This window comes from Flavobacterium sp. (assembly GCF_043722275.1).
Classification (GTDB): Bacteria; Bacteroidota; Bacteroidia; order Flavobacteriales; family Flavobacteriaceae; genus Flavobacterium.
The window spans coordinates 52685-69456 of the sequence record NZ_JAYSPC010000152.1 but is presented as its reverse complement, the minus strand read 5'-3'; the positions used below and the strand labels follow the sequence as shown (position 1 = coordinate 69456).

Annotated in this window: 17 protein-coding genes; 14 read left to right on the top strand and 3 right to left on the bottom strand. The window is 37.9% G+C overall.

The window, feature by feature from the left end:
* The 9 genes from ACHZDT_RS18560 to ACHZDT_RS18520 form a co-directional block, all read left to right on the top strand.
* A partial coding sequence (locus ACHZDT_RS18560) for a BON domain-containing protein (protein WP_394776174.1) occupies window positions 1-523 on the top strand: 523 nt, incomplete at its 5' end.
* Between the two features lie 422 nt (window positions 524-945).
* Complete coding sequence (locus ACHZDT_RS18555) at window positions 946-1704, top strand: MlaE family ABC transporter permease (RefSeq protein WP_394776173.1); 759 nt, start codon at window positions 946-948, stop codon at window positions 1702-1704.
* Window positions 1705-1707: 3 nt separating this feature from the next.
* Window positions 1708-2451 carry an ABC transporter ATP-binding protein gene (locus ACHZDT_RS18550; RefSeq protein ID WP_394776172.1) on the top strand — a complete coding sequence of 248 codons (744 nt, stop codon included), beginning with the start codon at window positions 1708-1710 and terminating at the stop codon, window positions 2449-2451.
* Between the two features lie 40 nt (window positions 2452-2491).
* Entirely contained in the window at window positions 2492-3454 is a 963-nt protein-coding gene (locus ACHZDT_RS18545; RefSeq protein WP_394776170.1) for an MlaD family protein, read from the top strand.
* Window positions 3455-3594: 140 nt separating this feature from the next.
* Complete coding sequence (locus ACHZDT_RS18540) at window positions 3595-4065, top strand: ferritin-like domain-containing protein (RefSeq protein ID WP_394776169.1); 471 nt, start codon at window positions 3595-3597, stop codon at window positions 4063-4065.
* A 25-nt stretch (window positions 4066-4090) separates the two neighbouring features.
* Window positions 4091-4690, top strand: a complete 600-nt coding sequence (locus ACHZDT_RS18535) for a YceI family protein (protein ID WP_394776168.1) — start codon at window positions 4091-4093, stop codon at window positions 4688-4690.
* A 5-nt stretch (window positions 4691-4695) separates the two neighbouring features.
* Window positions 4696-6009, top strand: a complete 1314-nt coding sequence (locus tag ACHZDT_RS18530; RefSeq protein ID WP_394776167.1) for a hypothetical protein — start codon at window positions 4696-4698, stop codon at window positions 6007-6009.
* A gap of 167 nt (window positions 6010-6176) precedes the next feature.
* Complete coding sequence (locus ACHZDT_RS18525; protein WP_394776166.1) at window positions 6177-6461, top strand: hypothetical protein; 285 nt, start codon at window positions 6177-6179, stop codon at window positions 6459-6461.
* 116 nt (window positions 6462-6577) lie between these two features.
* Entirely contained in the window at window positions 6578-8134 is a 1557-nt protein-coding gene (locus tag ACHZDT_RS18520; RefSeq protein WP_394776165.1) for a murein L,D-transpeptidase, read from the top strand.
* Between the two features lie 63 nt (window positions 8135-8197).
* On the opposite strand, the gene ACHZDT_RS18515 is transcribed toward ACHZDT_RS18520, so the two are convergent.
* Together ACHZDT_RS18515 and ACHZDT_RS18510 are read right to left on the bottom strand one after the other, a co-directional pair.
* The gene (locus ACHZDT_RS18515; protein WP_394776164.1) at window positions 8198-9250 is read right to left on the bottom strand and encodes a response regulator; all 1053 of its coding nucleotides are present in this window, start codon (window positions 9248-9250) and stop codon (window positions 8198-8200) included.
* A complete protein-coding gene (locus tag ACHZDT_RS18510) occupies window positions 9247-10437 on the bottom strand; it encodes a PAS domain S-box protein (protein WP_394776163.1) in 1191 nt (396 codons plus the stop codon). The genes ACHZDT_RS18515 and ACHZDT_RS18510 overlap by 4 nt, the downstream gene beginning before the upstream one ends.
* A 345-nt stretch (window positions 10438-10782) precedes the next feature.
* Between ACHZDT_RS18510 and ACHZDT_RS18505 the strand changes: the two genes are divergently transcribed.
* From ACHZDT_RS18505 to ACHZDT_RS18485, 5 genes are all read left to right on the top strand, one after another.
* Complete coding sequence (locus ACHZDT_RS18505) at window positions 10783-11340, top strand: general stress protein (RefSeq protein WP_394776162.1); 558 nt, start codon at window positions 10783-10785, stop codon at window positions 11338-11340.
* 32 nt (window positions 11341-11372) lie between these two features.
* The gene (locus tag ACHZDT_RS18500; RefSeq protein WP_394776161.1) at window positions 11373-11771 is read left to right on the top strand and encodes a hypothetical protein; all 399 of its coding nucleotides are present in this window, start codon (window positions 11373-11375) and stop codon (window positions 11769-11771) included.
* A 133-nt stretch (window positions 11772-11904) separates the two neighbouring features.
* The gene (locus ACHZDT_RS18495; protein ID WP_394776160.1) at window positions 11905-12573 is read left to right on the top strand and encodes a BON domain-containing protein; all 669 of its coding nucleotides are present in this window, start codon (window positions 11905-11907) and stop codon (window positions 12571-12573) included.
* 134 nt (window positions 12574-12707) lie between these two features.
* The gene (locus ACHZDT_RS18490; RefSeq protein WP_394776159.1) at window positions 12708-13751 is read left to right on the top strand and encodes a pesticidal protein Cry7Aa; all 1044 of its coding nucleotides are present in this window, start codon (window positions 12708-12710) and stop codon (window positions 13749-13751) included.
* Between the two features lie 19 nt (window positions 13752-13770).
* On the top strand, window positions 13771-16092 hold the full coding sequence (locus tag ACHZDT_RS18485) for a glycosyltransferase (RefSeq protein ID WP_394776158.1): 2322 nt from the start codon (window positions 13771-13773) through the stop codon (window positions 16090-16092).
* A 46-nt stretch (window positions 16093-16138) separates the two neighbouring features.
* Here the strand turns inward: ACHZDT_RS18485 and ACHZDT_RS18480 are convergent, their stop codons facing one another.
* Window positions 16139-16741, bottom strand: coding sequence for a 2,3-diphosphoglycerate-dependent phosphoglycerate mutase (locus tag ACHZDT_RS18480; protein ID WP_394776175.1), 603 nt, complete (start codon window positions 16739-16741; stop codon window positions 16139-16141).
* Between the last annotated feature and the right edge of the window lie 31 nt (window positions 16742-16772).

The following is a 16772-nucleotide window of genomic DNA, read 5'->3' as shown; positions in this document are numbered from 1 at the left end:
AATTGATCTCTTTCACAAGAATAGGGTGCTCACTTTGAACCGGAATCAATTGCTCTCTTTTACCGGAATGGGGTGCTCACTTTTACCAGAATTTGCAGTCAAGGCAGTAGTCGAAAAAATTGAGATACAGGATGCGCACCACTTCATTAAAAATGATAATGACATCGCTACAAATCTGGTAAAATCTTTTTCAGACAGCCTGTTTTTTCCGCATAACAATCTAACTGTTAAAGTTGAACAGGGCTGGGTCACATTAGAAGGCCAATTGGGATGGAATTATCAGAAAGAGATGGCCAGAAAATTAGCCAATGAACTCTGGGGCGTTAAAGGGGTTATCAATAACATTAGCATTCAGTCAGAATCCAACAGTAGCATTGAAAAAAAGCACGTAGAGAATGCCTTAGCGCGCCATTGGGCCATAAATGCCAAAGATATTACCGTATCGGTATCAGCAAGTACAGTAACGCTTTCTGGCGAAGTAACCTCGCTCTACCAAAAAGAAGAAGCGGCCAGAATTACATAGAATACTCCCGGGGTTTCCTTTGTAAAAAATGAATTGACAGTGGATTACAACTATTCTTTTACAGCGTAATAATACAGGTAACTACCTGAAATATTACAAATGCAAAAAAGCTTTTCTGAATAACTTAAAATTCAGGGAAGCTTTTTTTTGACTTTTCTAAATGTAATAACGGTCACATCCTGCAATGATGCCCATCATTTCCAAACGCGGCATATCATTGCATCTTTGTCTCAGGATAATACAATTATTCAAAACGAAAGCTAAGCAAAAGTTCTGCGGAGAAAGTTCAGAATAAACTCCAGAAAAGTAAAATATATTCAATTTTATAGCGGTCAAGAGAAGAAAATTCACCTGTACGGAAATCAGGTCCTAACCCCATAAAATTGTTTTCTAAACTATAACCCAAATCAAATCTCAGTATAATGATAGCCATCGTAAAAGAGCAGCTTACACAGGCAGGAAATTTTTCATTGTTTATCGGCCGTTTTTTTAGAGAAATTTTCGTCCCTCCTTTTCAAATCAATGAGTTCCTGCGCCAATGTTACACCATCGGATGTAAATCACTTCCTCTTGTAAGCATAACCGGCTTTATCATGGGTTTGGTACTGACCATTCAGTCAAGGCCGACCATGACAAAATTTGGGGCAGAATCCTGGCTGCCAGGCATGGTTTCACTTTCCCTTATAAGGGAAATAGCCCCTGTGGTTACTGCACTTATCTGCGCGGGAAAAATTGCGTCGGGCATTGGCGCCGAATTGGGCTCGATGAAAGTATCCTCCCAAATCGATGCCATGGAAGTCTCTGCCGTGAATCCTTATAAATATCTGGTAGTTACCCGAATATTAGCCACAACGCTAATGGTGCCGCTGCTGGTTATTTTTGCTGATCTGGTTGGTATTTTTGGCGGTTACATCGGTTATAACATACACAATACCATTACAATGAGAAGATACTTTTCAGAAGTCATTGAACATCTGGATTATCTGGATCTTATGCCCGCTACGATAAAAACGTTCTTCTTTGGATTTTTTATCGGAGTGATCGGCTGCTACAAAGGTTTTAATGCTTCAAATGGTACAGCAAGCGTGGGACTTGCGGCAAATTCAGCAGTCGTAACAGCGTCACTTTCTATTTTTATTGTCGATATGCTGGCAGTTCAAATCACCGATTTATTTTTTTAAACCATGAAAGAAGAGCCCATCATAAAAGTCAAAAACCTGTATAAAGCCTTTGGAAAAAATAAAGTACTCAAAGGGATTAATTTTGAGGTAAACAAAGGTGAGGATCTTGTGATCCTTGGACGTTCTGGTTCAGGAAAATCAGTATCCATAAAATGCCTTGTTGGCCTTCTTGATCCCGATAAAGGAAAAATGGAAATCCTGGGTACAGACATGACAAAACTTACGTATAAAGAACTTAATAAAATCAGGCTCAAAATAGGTTTTATGTTTCAGGACGGAGCCTTATACGATTCGATGTCGGTTCGTGAAAACCTGACTTTTACCCTCAAACACCATACGCGCCATTTGACAGAGGAAGATATTCAGCAGCAGATTCTTGAAGCCCTGGATAGCGTAGGACTACAAGAAGCTATTGATAAAATGCCTTCTGAATTATCAGGGGGAATGGTCAAACGCATTAGTTTGGCACGAACGATAATTATCAAACCCGAAATTATATTTTATGATGAACCCACCGCGGGCCTTGACACCATTACCGCGCAGGAAATCAGCGAACTGATCTTATCGGTACAGAAAAAATACAAAACAACCTCCATTATCATTACCCATGATATGATCTGCGCTAAAATGACCGGAAATCGCATCATTATTATCAAAGACGGCCTGATCCATGCGCAGGGCACCTATGAGGAACTCGAAAACAGTACCGATAAGTGGGTCAGATCATTCTTTTTTGCAGCCAATTAATATCCACAAGCCCTGGCTTATCTATTTAAATAATACAATCATGAAAAAAAAATCAGACTATATCTGGAAATTGGGATTGTTTGTCATTGCCGCGCTCATGATTTTTCTCGTTGCGGTTTATTTCATTGGCAAAAGCCAAAACCTTTTTGGTGACACCTTCCATTTAAAAGCAAAATTCAAAAACGTCAGCGGGCTCAAAAACGGCAATAATGTACTATTGTCAGGAATCACTATTGGCACTGTAAAAGAGATCTCCTTTATTTCCGATTCTACTGTAGTTGTCGATATGATTATCCGGGAAGAAGTGCATCAATACATTAAAACCGATGCCTGGGCCAGTATCGGCTCCGATGGGCTGATGGGCGATAAAGTGCTAACGATTTCGCCTAAAAACAGTCTGGCGCAAGTGGTAAAAGACGGCGATATGATTGCCTCCAATGAAGCTGTCGGGATGGAAGATCTGATTGCCGGACTCAAAAAAAGCGTCGAGAATGCCCAGATCATCACCAAACAACTTTCTGAATTCAGCTATAAAATCAATAACGGAAAAGGCGCACTCTCTAAGGTATTAACCGATGAGAATTTTGCAAACAGTATCGATGTTACGATGAAAAACCTAAAGGAGAGTTCCAGTGAATTTGCTGTTTTTACAAAAAAAATAAACGACAAGGACGGCACATTATCAAAACTCATGACCGATCCCTATTATGCCAACAGCATTAAAAAAACACTTTCCGGTTTTGAGAAAAGTGTGACTGATTTAAATGTTTTTACCTCAAAACTAAATACTGGAAAAGGCATTTTGCCAAAACTGATCAGCGATGAAAAATTGGCCGGTTCCTTGGATTCAACCTTAACAAATTTACAAACAGGCTCAAAAAACTTAATTGAAATTGAACAGGCTGCCAAACAGAATTTCCTGCTAAGGGGTTATTTCAAAAAAAAGAAAAAAGAAGAGACAAAAAAAGAACTGGAACTGCAAAAAGCATCCAATACTAATTAATACAGTAAATCTCAAGCAAAGTATGATTTTGGTCTTCTCAATAAGTAACAACGGTCACTCATTGGTACGTTGTCTGTCATTTTGGTTTACCTCTAATAGCTTCAACTTTGCCTTGAAAACCACCAACTCCAAAAACGAACATGAAAACCACTACTTCAAAAAGAGCTCATATAAGAAACCTTACCAACAAACTCTCCAGTATTCTTTGTGATGAATATATCCTTTTAACCAAAACTAAAAGTGTAGATGCGAACCTTCAGTATATTGATTTTCAGGACAAGTATCTTTTTTTCAGTGCTCAATCCAGCGAAATTGATATTATAATCCAGCATATTGAAAAACGTGTTCATGCTTCAGGTCATTATGCAGATGCCATGCTGAAGGCTTTTTTGAAGGTGACGCGATTCAATAAAAAAAGAAAAAAAATAAATGACCGCACGGGTTATCTCAATGAATTACTTGTTGATCATGAAAACCTGATTGCCATACTAAAAAACAATACACCGCTGCTTGAAACGACTTCTAAAGACAGTAAAACAGATGATTTTGTTACCACACTAACCGAGAGCCATGAGAAAATGGCCTGGTTCCTTCGCTCCTACTTAAAATAATGCCTTTAATAAATTAAAAATAATCATGAAAACTAAAATAAAATTCGCAGTACTGCTCCTGATGATAATCTTCTCAGGGCTGAACCAGACGGTTCTGGCACAATCCCATTTCAAAATTGGAAAATCTATAGTGAATGAAATGAAGATATCCGGAACTTCTACCTTTCATGACTGGACCATGAAAACAGGTACTTTTTCGGGAAAAGCAACATTTAATATCAGTGCTGAAAATCAAATTACAAAACTCAGCGCCATTGAGTTTAACCTCCCTGTGCTCACTCTTAAAAGCGGTCAGAAAAAATTAGACAAAAATGCGTACAAAGCCCTGAAAACGGATGAGTTTAAAGAAATCACGTACAAACAGGTTTCTGCTGAAGTAATGAGCTTAAACAATTCTAAATTCCATATTAAAACGGCCGGAAAACTGACCATTGCGGGCGTTACCAAAGATGTTGTTATTGATTTGTACTGTTTTGTAAATAAAGACGGAAGTATCAGCTGTGATGGCAATTACCCCATAAATATGAGTGAATACAAGGTTACGGCACCTGTTTTTATGGGCGGAGTCATGAAAACAGGTGATTCGATCAAACTTGAATTCTCTTTCCTTTTTGAAAAATCTTAATTTACATGAAAAATACAATATCGCTATTACTGTGCCTTTGGATAACATTGGCGCAAGCACAAAAAAAACCTATGCAGTATTTTAGGTACAATGACCAAAGAGGCCTGAATGTTTTTGAAACTACCAAGAAAGATACAGCAACTTTTGACGGTTTTAAGGTAAAAATGGGTGGTAATTTTACACTGGATTTCCAGGGATTAAACCATCAAAATACAGCGACTCCCGTACTGGTTGACGGCATAAACAGCAATGAACTTATTGGTATTACAAATGGTTTCAATCTGGCTATGGCCAACCTGAACCTCGACACGCAGCTCGATGATGGAATCCGAATGAACCTTACTATTTATTTATCTTCAAGACATCATGAGGAAACCTGGGTAAAAGGAGGTTACATACAGTTTGATAAACTGCTATTTTTAAAGAGCAATTTTGTCGATCAGGCCATGAAATATGTAACCCTGAAAGTAGGTGCCTATGATGTTGATTATGGCGACCAGCACTTTAGACGAAGTGACGGAGGAAACGCCATCTACAACCCTTTTATTGAAAATTACATTCTGGATGAATTTGCGACTGAAATTGGAGGTGAAATCTATTTTCATCATGATTCAGGCTGGATGGGTTTAGTAGGAATAACCAATGGCGCCTTAAATCCAACGGTGGTTGTTTCTACCAAAATAGATGCGGCAACAGGAGAATTAAACAAACCTACTCCTGCATTACATGGTAAAATTGGTTATGACAAACAATTCGACAAGGATTTACGCCTGAGGCTTACCGGTTCCTTTTACCACGTAAAAAGAGCTTTGAACAATACCCTTTTTGCAGGTGACCGGACCGGTTCCCACTATTTTTATGTACTGGAGAATACAACGGCAACGGCTGTTGATAATTTCAGATCCGGGCGTTATAATCCCGAATTCAGCCAGCAGGTGACGGCTTTTATGATTAATCCTTTTGTGAAATTTAAAGGTTTTGAACTCTTTGGAACTTATGAAGTAGCCAAAGGACGAAAAATCACTGAGGCCGATACACATCAGGTCATTCAATCTGCTATTGATCTTATTTACAGATTCCCCGCCGGGAAAGAAAATTTCTGGATTGCAGCACGATACAATACACTAAAAGATACCTCGCTAAATCAAAATGACCAGACCATTAATCGTGTGGTAGGTTCTGCAGGATGGTTCCTGACAAAAAATATCCTGATGAAAGCCGAATATGTAAATCAGAAATATAAAAATTTTCAGGATACTGATATCAGACATGGGGGGCAATTCGACGGTTTTATGTTAGAAGCGACTGTGGGATTTTAAATAATAACCTAAAAACATACATCGTAAAAAGTGTCTAACATCAATAATGAAAATGAGTAACGTCATTTTGTGGAACAAAAGTTCTGCTCAATTTTGTATCCATATAACACATCCGGTTTATTTCAATAAATCAGATATCAAACCTAACATCTATAAAATTTAAAATTATGAAAGCAAATTCAAAAAAAATGGTAGCTGAAATAACTACAGCAATTACCACTGCCATAACAGCAAAATCAAACAGTAAAAAGATTCTGAAAACAATTGACAATACAGCCAAAAGGATAGCTAAAAAAATCAATAAAAGAATCCTGAAAACTACTGAAAACACTAACGGAAAGAAATTAAAAAAAGCTCTAAAAACAAAAAAAAGCGACAATGGAATCCTGCCTGAGGTGAAAAAAAGAAAATTACTCACAGATATGGCGGCTGACGAAATTAAAGCCAATTAAAATATCCTGTATTAAAGAAACCTGAACATAACAGTATCTATTGTTATGTTCATTTTAATTAAAACTTATTCCTTACAAATTGCAGTGTCAAAGAATCCCAGGCTAATAACTACCCAATGAAACATAAATATATCTTGATTTTCTTAATGTGTAATCTTTGGATGATGTCCCGGGCAAATTCCATGAACCATGTTCAAAAACAGCTTCAGGAAAATGCTGCTGTGCAAATTGACACCACAAAAATTGCTGCTTTTTTTGAGACCTATCCTAAATTCAGCCCGTATCAGGCTCAGGTAAAACAGCTCTACAAAAAACATGGTGATTATATTTGGTATGACGAGAAAGGACTTATTGAATTTGCCTATGTATTGCACAAACAGGTAGGGCAAATGAGAGAAGAAGGGCTTCCTGTTCCAATTCCGTATGAAATGGAATTTACAAAAATCTTTGAACAGAATCCCAATAAAAACCCGAATTTAGAATCTGAGCTGCTAATCAGCTGCATGTATTGTTTCTACACAACCAAAGTTTTCAGTGGATTTACCATAGGAAAAAGTGAAGAAACAGGCTGGTACCTTCCCAGAGAAAATGCTTCAAATACAGCATACCTTGATACTCTTGTGCAGGGAATTGGATCTAAAAAGGAATTCAATCACGACTATTTCAGTCAATATTATGCTCTTAAACAGGCTTTAAAAAAATATCTTGAAATTGAAAAAAACGGCGGCTGGAAAATGGTTAAACTTGAAAAAGAAATCAAATCCCTTCATCAGGGTGATTCTTCCACGACGGTACAAGAGGTTAGAAACAGGCTGTTTTTAGAAGGTTTTATCAGTCAGGATAACGCGTCTTTTCTTTTTGACCAAACCATAACTGATGGCATTTCGGCTTATGGAACCATTCAAAATCATGATTTTGAAAACAAGATCACACAAAAACTTATTGAAATGCTTAACGTTCCTGTAGAGAGCCGGATTAAAACCATTTCGGTTAATATGGAAAGATGCCGTTGGATCAGCCCTAAAATAGATACGGCACAGGAATATATCACCGTGAATATACCTTCATTCAGGCTTCTTTATTATCGTGACGGAAAGCCATTTCTTGTTTCAAAAGTGGTAGTGGGAAAAGAATTTCACAAAACCATTGTTTTTAGTGGAAGCATGAGTTATCTGGCCTTTAGCCCTTATTGGAATGTTCCCGCAAGTATCCTTAAAAAAGAAATACTGCCCAATATAAAAAAAAATCCAAATTACCTTGAAAATCAGCATATGGAATGGCATGACGGGCAGGTAAGGCAGAAACCCGGTGGCAGTAACGCACTGGGATATGTAAAATTTATGTTTCCGAATTCCCATAACATTTATCTTCATGATTCGCCATCCAAATCCTTTTTCAATAAAGACAAAAGAGCTTTCAGCCATGGTTGTGTAAGAGTTGAAAAAGCCCGTGAACTTGCAATTGCTATTATGGAAAAAGAGGCCAATTGGAGTGCCCAAAAAGTAGATAACGCAATGCATCTGGGAAAAGAGAACACCTACGTCCTGCAAAATAAAATTCCGGTCTACATTGCCTACTTTACCGCCTGGGCAGACGGCAGTGGAAATATTGCTTTTTACGATGACCTGTATAATCGGGACGCTGCCCTGGCAAAAGTACTTTTCGAGAAGTAATTTTTATGTTTTGTCAGTTTAAGAAATGCCAGTGGAAAGTTCGTTGGGATTTTTGCTGTTCTATTAATTTTTCATTTTACTTATTTTCATATAATCCAGAATTTTCAGCTGGCTGCCTTTCTTTTCTATCAATCCTTCATTTCTAAATTCGGTTAAGGTCCTGCTCACGGTTTCAGAAGCAGTTCCTGACATCGCTGCCAGATCATCCCTTGTGACATTGATACTATCCCCTTTTGCGGCTTCTTCCTGACGAAAGAGTCTCAACAGGGATTCGGCAATGCGCTTTCTGACCGATTGATAGGCCAATTGCAGCAAATGTGTGTCTTTACTCCTGATTTCATTCGATAGGATTTTAATGAATTTTTCACCTACATCGGGATATAATTTTAGTAATTCTTCTAGCTGTTCTTTTGGAAAAAAACAAACCTGACTGTCTTCCAGTGCTGTTGCGGTATCGGTGTAAGTTTCATCAGAGAGGATTGTATTGACCCCTAAAAAATCATTGGCATGATACATACCGGTCATCAGCTCGCGCCCGTCTTCAGACATCTTCACGGTTTTTATTTTACCTGAAATCACCAAATAGAGACCTATAGCACGATCGCCTTCATAGTGAATAATCTGGTTTTTCTTAAAAGGTCTGTGAATATGCTCATCGATCAATTTTTTTAGTTCAGAAAGCCCTTCCCTGTTACCAACTAAACTCTCAAGATGTCCCAAAGATTGACTATAAAAATCCCTTTCTGAATTCTTTTTCTTGAGCCTGCTTTCAATGGCCTGTAAAAGTTCCATGTCATCAAAAGGTTTGGTCAGGTAATCATCTGCTCCCATTTCCATGGCTTTTCGCAAATCAATCCTTTCTGATTTAGCAGTGATAAAAATAAAAGGAATAGCACTTGTTTTGGGATTTTTATTAAGCATATACAATACACCGTAGCCGTCAAGCTCGGGCATCATAATATCACATAAAATAATATCGGGAAGGTTGACAACAGCAGATTCCACCCCTAATTTACCATTATTGGCCTGATAAACGGTGTAACCGGCCAAAGCAAGGATTTCGGCAATATTTTCCCTAATGTCATTATGGTCTTCAATAATCAGTACTTTGCTCATGATATGGGAAATGTTAGGGTAAATAATGTTCCTTCTTTTTCATTGCTTTTAAAATCTGCCGTTCCTTTCATAAGGGAAACGTATCGGCTCACTATATTCAGGCCAAGGCCAGTCCCAGGGATACTGCCCGTGTTGTGTGCCCTGAAGAAAGCCTGAAACAAATGTTTTTGTTCCTCCAAAGGAATACCGATTCCGTCATCGTGAACTGAAATGATATAATTTAAATCATTAATTTCTGTTGTAAAATCAATGCAGCAGCTGTCTCCTGAATACTTTATGGCATTACCGATTAAGTTAATGGCACAATTCTTTAACAAATTAGCATCAAGGTATATCATGGTTTGGTTCCCCAGATGTTTACAAACTATATTTTGGCTTGGTTTGGCCAGAAGCTGCATTTCTTCAGTTATTTCTTCACCAAATTTAACAAGGTCAAAGCAAGTGAACTCAGGTTTCATCTTGCCTGTTTCCAATTTTTCTACGTACAGAAAATCATTGAGTATCGCAGTTAAACTCTTTACTGAATTTTTAATCTTGGCAAGGTGCTTAGTGATAGGGTCACTTTCAAAAGGTATCGCATATTTTTCAATTAGGGAGGCTGATAACTGTACGGTACTAAGGGGTGTTCGAAATTCATGGGAAGCCATCGATAAAAACCGGTTTTTCAATTTACTGAGTTCTTTTTCCTTCTCCAGGGAAATACTCACTTTTTCTTTTGCCTTTTCCAAGGCAAGAATAGTATCGTTGAGCGATTTTGTCCTTTCCTCGACAAGTTCTTCCAGATGAGCTGCATAATCCTTAAAACGTTCCTCATCCACTTTCTGCTGGGAAAGGTCATGAATGAAACCGGCATAAATAGTCCTGCCAGAATACCTTACCTCACTGACACCCAGCTTCATCGGAAATTGACAGCCATCTTTACGCAGTCCTGTCAGCTCGCGGCCAATACCAATTATACTGGGCTTTCGGGATGTTTTATAACTACTTAAATAGCCATCGTGCCTGTCGCGGTCCGGTGAAGGCATCAGTATCGAAATATTTTGGCCCACAACTTCCTGTTCCGGATAACCAAAAAGTACACAAGCAGCTGGGTTAATGGTTTCTATCGTCCCGATATCATTTATTGTAATAATACCATCAAGAGCATTTTGTACAAGAGCATATAACAGCGCAGCATTATCCATCATCAAATCGATCAAATTATGATGATCCTTATAAAGGTCGACTATTTATAAATGGAAAATGACTTCCTGCTTCAATTTCATACTATAATTAACACATTCTCTTTATTTTAAAATTAAAAATAAGTTCCTACAACGATCTTTTCAATAATTATCTCTATGCCTTTATCATGATGTTTTCTACTTCAGTGTTACCTTTTTTTGATTACTGATGAAAGTGCTCTATGTCACTTTTATTGCTGATGCCTGTCATTTCTAATTCTTTCCTGTTAGCTCAACTTTGTAGCAATACAAAAAATCAATTTAAGTATTCTGATGATTTTTATAACCCACTCACTAAATAATATCAAGATGAAAAATACAAATACATTAGCTGCCTTTTATGCTACACACCTTAAAGCTGAAACAGCTATTAAGAAACTTGAAAAAAGCGGATTCGATATGACCAAACTATCAATCATCGGAACAGACTATCACACTGATGAAACCGTAACGGGATATTACACCGTTGGGGACCGCATGAAAAAATGGGGAAGCTTTGGTGCTTTTTGGGGCGGCTTCTGGGGGTTATTGTTTGGATCGGCTTTCTTTTTCATTCCCGGACTTGGCCCTTTACTTGTTGCAGGCCCGCTCGTTTCGGCCATTATTGGAGCGCTCGAAGGTGCTGCACTGCTGGGAGGAAGCAGTGTAATTGCAGCGGCATTAGTGAGTTTGGGCATTTCAAATCATGACGTTTTGAAATATGAAACAGAAATAAAAGCCGGCAAATTTATGCTCCTGGTGCATGGAAGCAAAATTCAAACTGAAAATGCCCGAAAAGTACTGGGAATACATCTTCCCAAAGAAAACGGCATTAGAGAACACCACTATGTTTCTGCTGAGGAAATTGAAGCGGCTGAAATACAATAAAAAAAAACTTTAAAAATTAAACCTTAAAAAAAATGAAAACTATAAATCAATTAGGCATTTACTTAGATCATGCCGCCGCAAATTTAATCGATTTTACTGGTAATGATAAAGAGACTGAGACTGTAATTTCTGAATTTGATATTCAGGATAAGCATGAAACACTGCAAAGAAGCGAAAGCGAAATGCACCATAAAGAACAGGATAAACAAAGGGCTTATTTTAAAAAAATTGCTACCCTCGCCATTGGCTATAATGAACTGGTTTTATTTGGTCCCACTTCGGCAAAAACGGAATTACTGCACTTTTTGCAAAAAGACAACAGTTTTGGAAAAATCAAAATTGAAGCTGAAAATACCACTAAAATGAACCTTCAGCAACAAGAGGTTTTTGTTCGGGAACATTTTAAAAAGTTTGAGGTTAAAAATATTTAAAATAGAAAATATTTGAGATTAAAAATACACTTTTTAAAATAAACTGTTTTGCCGCAGAAAATGGAATCGTAATCAAAGCCATTGCCTTATATCATTAACTAGAAATGAATTATAATTTTTAAATACATACATTATGAAAACCAATGAAGAATTACAAAGAGACGTTCAAAATGCCATCAAATGGGAACCGCTTTTGCATGCTGCAGAAATTGGAGTAACCGCAAAAGATGGTGTAGTGACCCTGACTGGCACAGTGGACGGATATTATAAAAAAAAGGAAGCTGAAACAGCAGCCAAAAATGTATCAGGGGTAAAAGCCGTTGTTGAGCAAATAGAAATTAAATACTCTAATACTTTTACCAAAACCGATAATGATATTGCCAATGAGGTTTTAAAAGCCTTAAAAGACAATTGGTCGGTGGCCGAAGATCGTGTTAAGGTAAAAGTAGAAGACGGCTGGGTTACACTTGAGGGTGAACTAACCTGGAATTTTCAGAGACAAGATGCCAAGACTGCTATCAGCTTTCTGCCGGGAGTAAAAGGGGTGACAAATGAGATCAAGATCAAGTCTGACATCAAAGATGCCATTGAAAAAAAGGATGTCGAAAAAGCACTGGCAAGAAGCTGGTCGCTCAATGCTAAAGATATTACGGTAACTGTAAATGGCACAAATGTTAAATTAACAGGTTTTGTTGATTCTGTTTATCAAAAAGACCAGGCCGAAAAAATCGTCTGGAAAACCCCCGGCATATGGTCTGTTGATAATGAACTTGTTGTGGAATACGATTATGCCATGTTGTAAAACACAAAAATAAAATAGAGGATCCTATCCTCTATTTTTGTTTTTTTACGGGCCGTTTTCCACATATTCCAACAAAAGCACAACAAAAAGGCATAAAAGAGTGCCAAGTCACCAGAAATGCTAAAACCAGCAATATGATAGCTATAAAAAGAGAGGGAATTATACTTGAGAAAACCGGGCTTTTTTTCGAAAATGAAGGGGTAATGAATCCAGCTGCGATGAAAACAGGAGGCTTTGTTCATCTTTTTTACCGCGCCGTTAGCAAAGGTAATCATTCCACTATTGGCTATTGCAAACTAGATGGCCCTGTGAGCCTTCTACAACGCGCGAGTAAACCAATCCTTATTGATGAATTTGAATACGAAAGCCATGGCTTGGAAGACCCAAGAATTGTAAAGATCGAAGAAATTTATTATCTGACGTATACTGCCTTTGATGGAGTAAATGCCTTAGGCTGCCTGGCAATTTCAAACGATTTAATCCATTTTGAAAAAAAAGGGATAATAGTACCCATTATGACCTTTGATCAATTTAACCAAATTACAAATTCTGATAATCACTTAAATAGCAAATATTTCAGATATAATCAACTCAATGGAGCAGCAGAACAAAACGGTAAAAAAATACTGATCTCCGATAAAAACATTATTTTGTTTCCCAGAAAGATAAATGGTAATTTTTGTTTTATGCACCGCATTAAACCCGAAATTCAGATTATTACTGTAAAAGCAATTGAAGACCTGACTGCTGGATTCTACACTAACTATTTTCTGAATTTTAGTGACCACATTCTGCTCTCGCCAAAATACGATCATGAATCAAGCTATGTCGGTGGCGGATGTCCGCCGATAGAGACAGCAAACGGCTGGCTTATTATTTACCATGGTGTAAAGGACAGTATTGATGGATATGTATACTCAGCCTGTGCCGCTTTACTGGATCTTGATAATCCGCAGATTGAAATAGCACGCCTTCCCTACCCTTTATTTAGTCCAAAAAAAGATTGGGAATTGCAAGGACAGGTAAACAATGTGTGTTTTCCAACTGGAACAGCGGTTTTTAATGATACTTTATATATTTATTATGGAGCTGCCGATGAGCAAATAGCCTGCGCATCGGTTAGCGTATCAGGTTTAATCAATGAATTAATGCTTAATACAAAAAATAATGATACTTAAGTCACCACTCCGTAACAGTATGCCTATATGGGCAAAAAAAAACAATAAAGCTATTGTAGAGGACAAAGAAAATTACAGAACACCTGAAATTTTATTTATTACATCCTATCCTGCCCGGGAATGTGGCATTGCCACCTATTCTGAAGACTTAATTGCTGCATTAAACAATAAATTTGACCAATCCTTTATCATAAAGGTTGCTGCCCTGGAATCAATCCATGACAGCTATACTTATGGAACTGCTGTAGACCGAATTCTTAAAACCGATTCTGCTGATTCCTACCTAAAGCTTTCACAGTACTGCAACACTGAAAAAGCAATTCAGCTACTTTTAATACAGCACGAATTCGGACTCTTTAAAAACAATGAAACTGATCTTATTCAATTCTTAAGCGCTTCTGTAAAACCCGTTATCATTGTCCTTCATACTGTTTTGCCTGATCCAAATCAGGATATGAAACGAAACATTATCGAAATGGATACCCTTATCGACGGGTTTATTGTCATGACCCAAAGATCGGCTAAATTACTTGAGAATGTTTATGGGATTGATAGGGGCAGAATTACCGTTATTGCCCATGGAACGCATTTGGTAAAACACGGGGACAAGAAAGAATTAAAAGAAAAATACGGCCTTTCAGGTAAAAAGGTAATCTCCACTTTTGGGCTTTTAAGTTCTGGAAAATCCATTGAAACCACCTTGGATGCATTACCGGTTATTGTGAGCCGGAATCCTGATGTCTTATTTCTGATTATTGGTAAAACCCACCCATCGGTGGCCCGCAATGAAGGAGAAAAATACAGGGATTTTCTAAAAAAAAGAGTCGAAATCTTAGGGCTGCAAGCGCACGTAAAATTCATCAATGCCTATTTGCCATTAGAGGAATTACTCGAATATCTCCAGCTTACAGATATTTACCTTTTTACCTCCAATGATCCGCATCAGGCAGTAAGCGGCACATTTTCTTATGCCATCAGTTGCGGTTGTCCGATCATCTCTACCCCAATTCCACATGCACTAGAAGTACTTGAGGATGGAACGGGGATTATTATTGAGTTTGGAAATACAGTCCAATTGGCCGAGCAGGTTATGAGACTTTTAAAAAACCCACAATTGCGTAAAAATATTTCTTCCAACGGCATACACAAAATGGCACCTACGGCCTGGGAGAATTCCGCAATTGAACATGCCTGGCTATTTAAAAAGATTATCGGGGATAAAATATCGCTGGATTATAAAATTCCGGAAATTAATCTGGGGCATTTCAGGGATTTGACTACCTCATTTGCCATGATACAGTTTTCAGTAATTAACCAGCCGGATATCAATTCGGGCTATACTTTAGATGACAACGCAAGGGCATTGGTGGCCATTTGCCAGCATTACGAATTAAAAAGAGTACCTGAGGATTTAAAGCTCATTGAAAAATATTACAGCTTTATCAAATTTTGCCTGCAGCAAAACGGGAGCTTTTTAAATTATGTAAACAAAGAAAAAAAATTCACCAAGCAAAATAGTGAAAACCTCGAGGATTCCAACGGAAGGGCCATTTGGGCATTGGGCTTCATGCTTTCTCTCTTGCCTATTTTTCCAGTTGGATTTACATCAGATGCGGCAAAGACCATGAGTAAAGCCTTATTACGAGTAGAAACAATCCATTCACCAAGGGCAATGGCTTTTGTTATAAAAGGAATTTATTACCGCAATATAAATGCGCTAGATTATGAAAATATCGTGCTGATTAAATTGCTTTCGAACCGATTGGTGCAAATGTACAGACATGAATCTAAATCAAACTGGAAATGGTTTGAAAGCTACCTGACCTATGGCAACAGTATACTGCCCGAAGCACTTCTTTGTGCCTACTTAGCCACGGGCAGCTATCAATATAAAGAAATTACCAAAGAATCCTTCGATTTTCTTTTGGCTCATATTTTTACAGAAAAAAGAATCAAAGTAATATCCAATAAAGGATGGCTTGACTCCACAATGCAAAAAAAAGAAATCCTAGGGGGAGAACAGCCTATCGATGTTGCTTACACTATTCTTGCCCTTGAGAGATTCCATGCTGTTTTTAAAAACTCATCCTACATGGAAAAAATGAAAATTGCCTTTAGCTGGTTCCTGGGCAACAATCATTTGGGTAAAATTATCTATAATCCGTGCACCGGGGGCTGTTATGACGGTTTGGAATTAAATTACACTAATCTGAATCAGGGCGCAGAATCAACTGTAAGTTATTTAATGGCCCGTTTAACCATGGAAAAATATGCTGCTAAAAAACAGCTCCCTGATAAAAATAGGCCTACAGTGAACCATTCAGATCCCATAGCGGTATAAAAGATATAATCCAATATTCTGAAAAATAAACGGATCATCCGGCGCTTTAAAGATACTTTACTGCCACGATCTTTATTTCATCAGTAAAATCATAGACCCGGGGCTGGCCTGTGGGAATATTTACTTTTACAATGTCAAGAGGATTTATGTTTTCAAGATACATCATCAGGGCCCTCAGGCTATTGCCATGGGCTACCAATAATATATTCTGCCCCATTTTTAATTTCGGTTCTATCACGGTTTTGTAATAAGGAACTACGCGCTGATAAGTGTTCAACAGGCTTTCCCCTCCTGGAGGACATATATCGTAACTCCTCCTCCAGATATCCACCTGGGCGAAACCGTATTTTTTTGCCGTTTCATCTTTGTTGAGTCCCTGTAAACTGCCATACATGCGTTCATTGAAAGCGCTGTTTTTTACAATAGGAATCGTTACCTGCATTTCTCTTAGGATAATCTGCAGGCTTTCCTGAGCCCTGGTAAGCATGGAAGTATAGGCAATATTAAAATCATAACCTATCAGTTTTTGTCCTGCCAGTTTTGCCTGTTCTTTTCCAAGGTCTGTGAGCGGAACATCCAGGATTCCCGTAAAACGGTTCTCTAAATTATAAAGAGATTGCCCATGCCTGACAAAAATTAGTAGTGCCATTTCTTCTTTTATCAAATCTAACCTAAAAGTA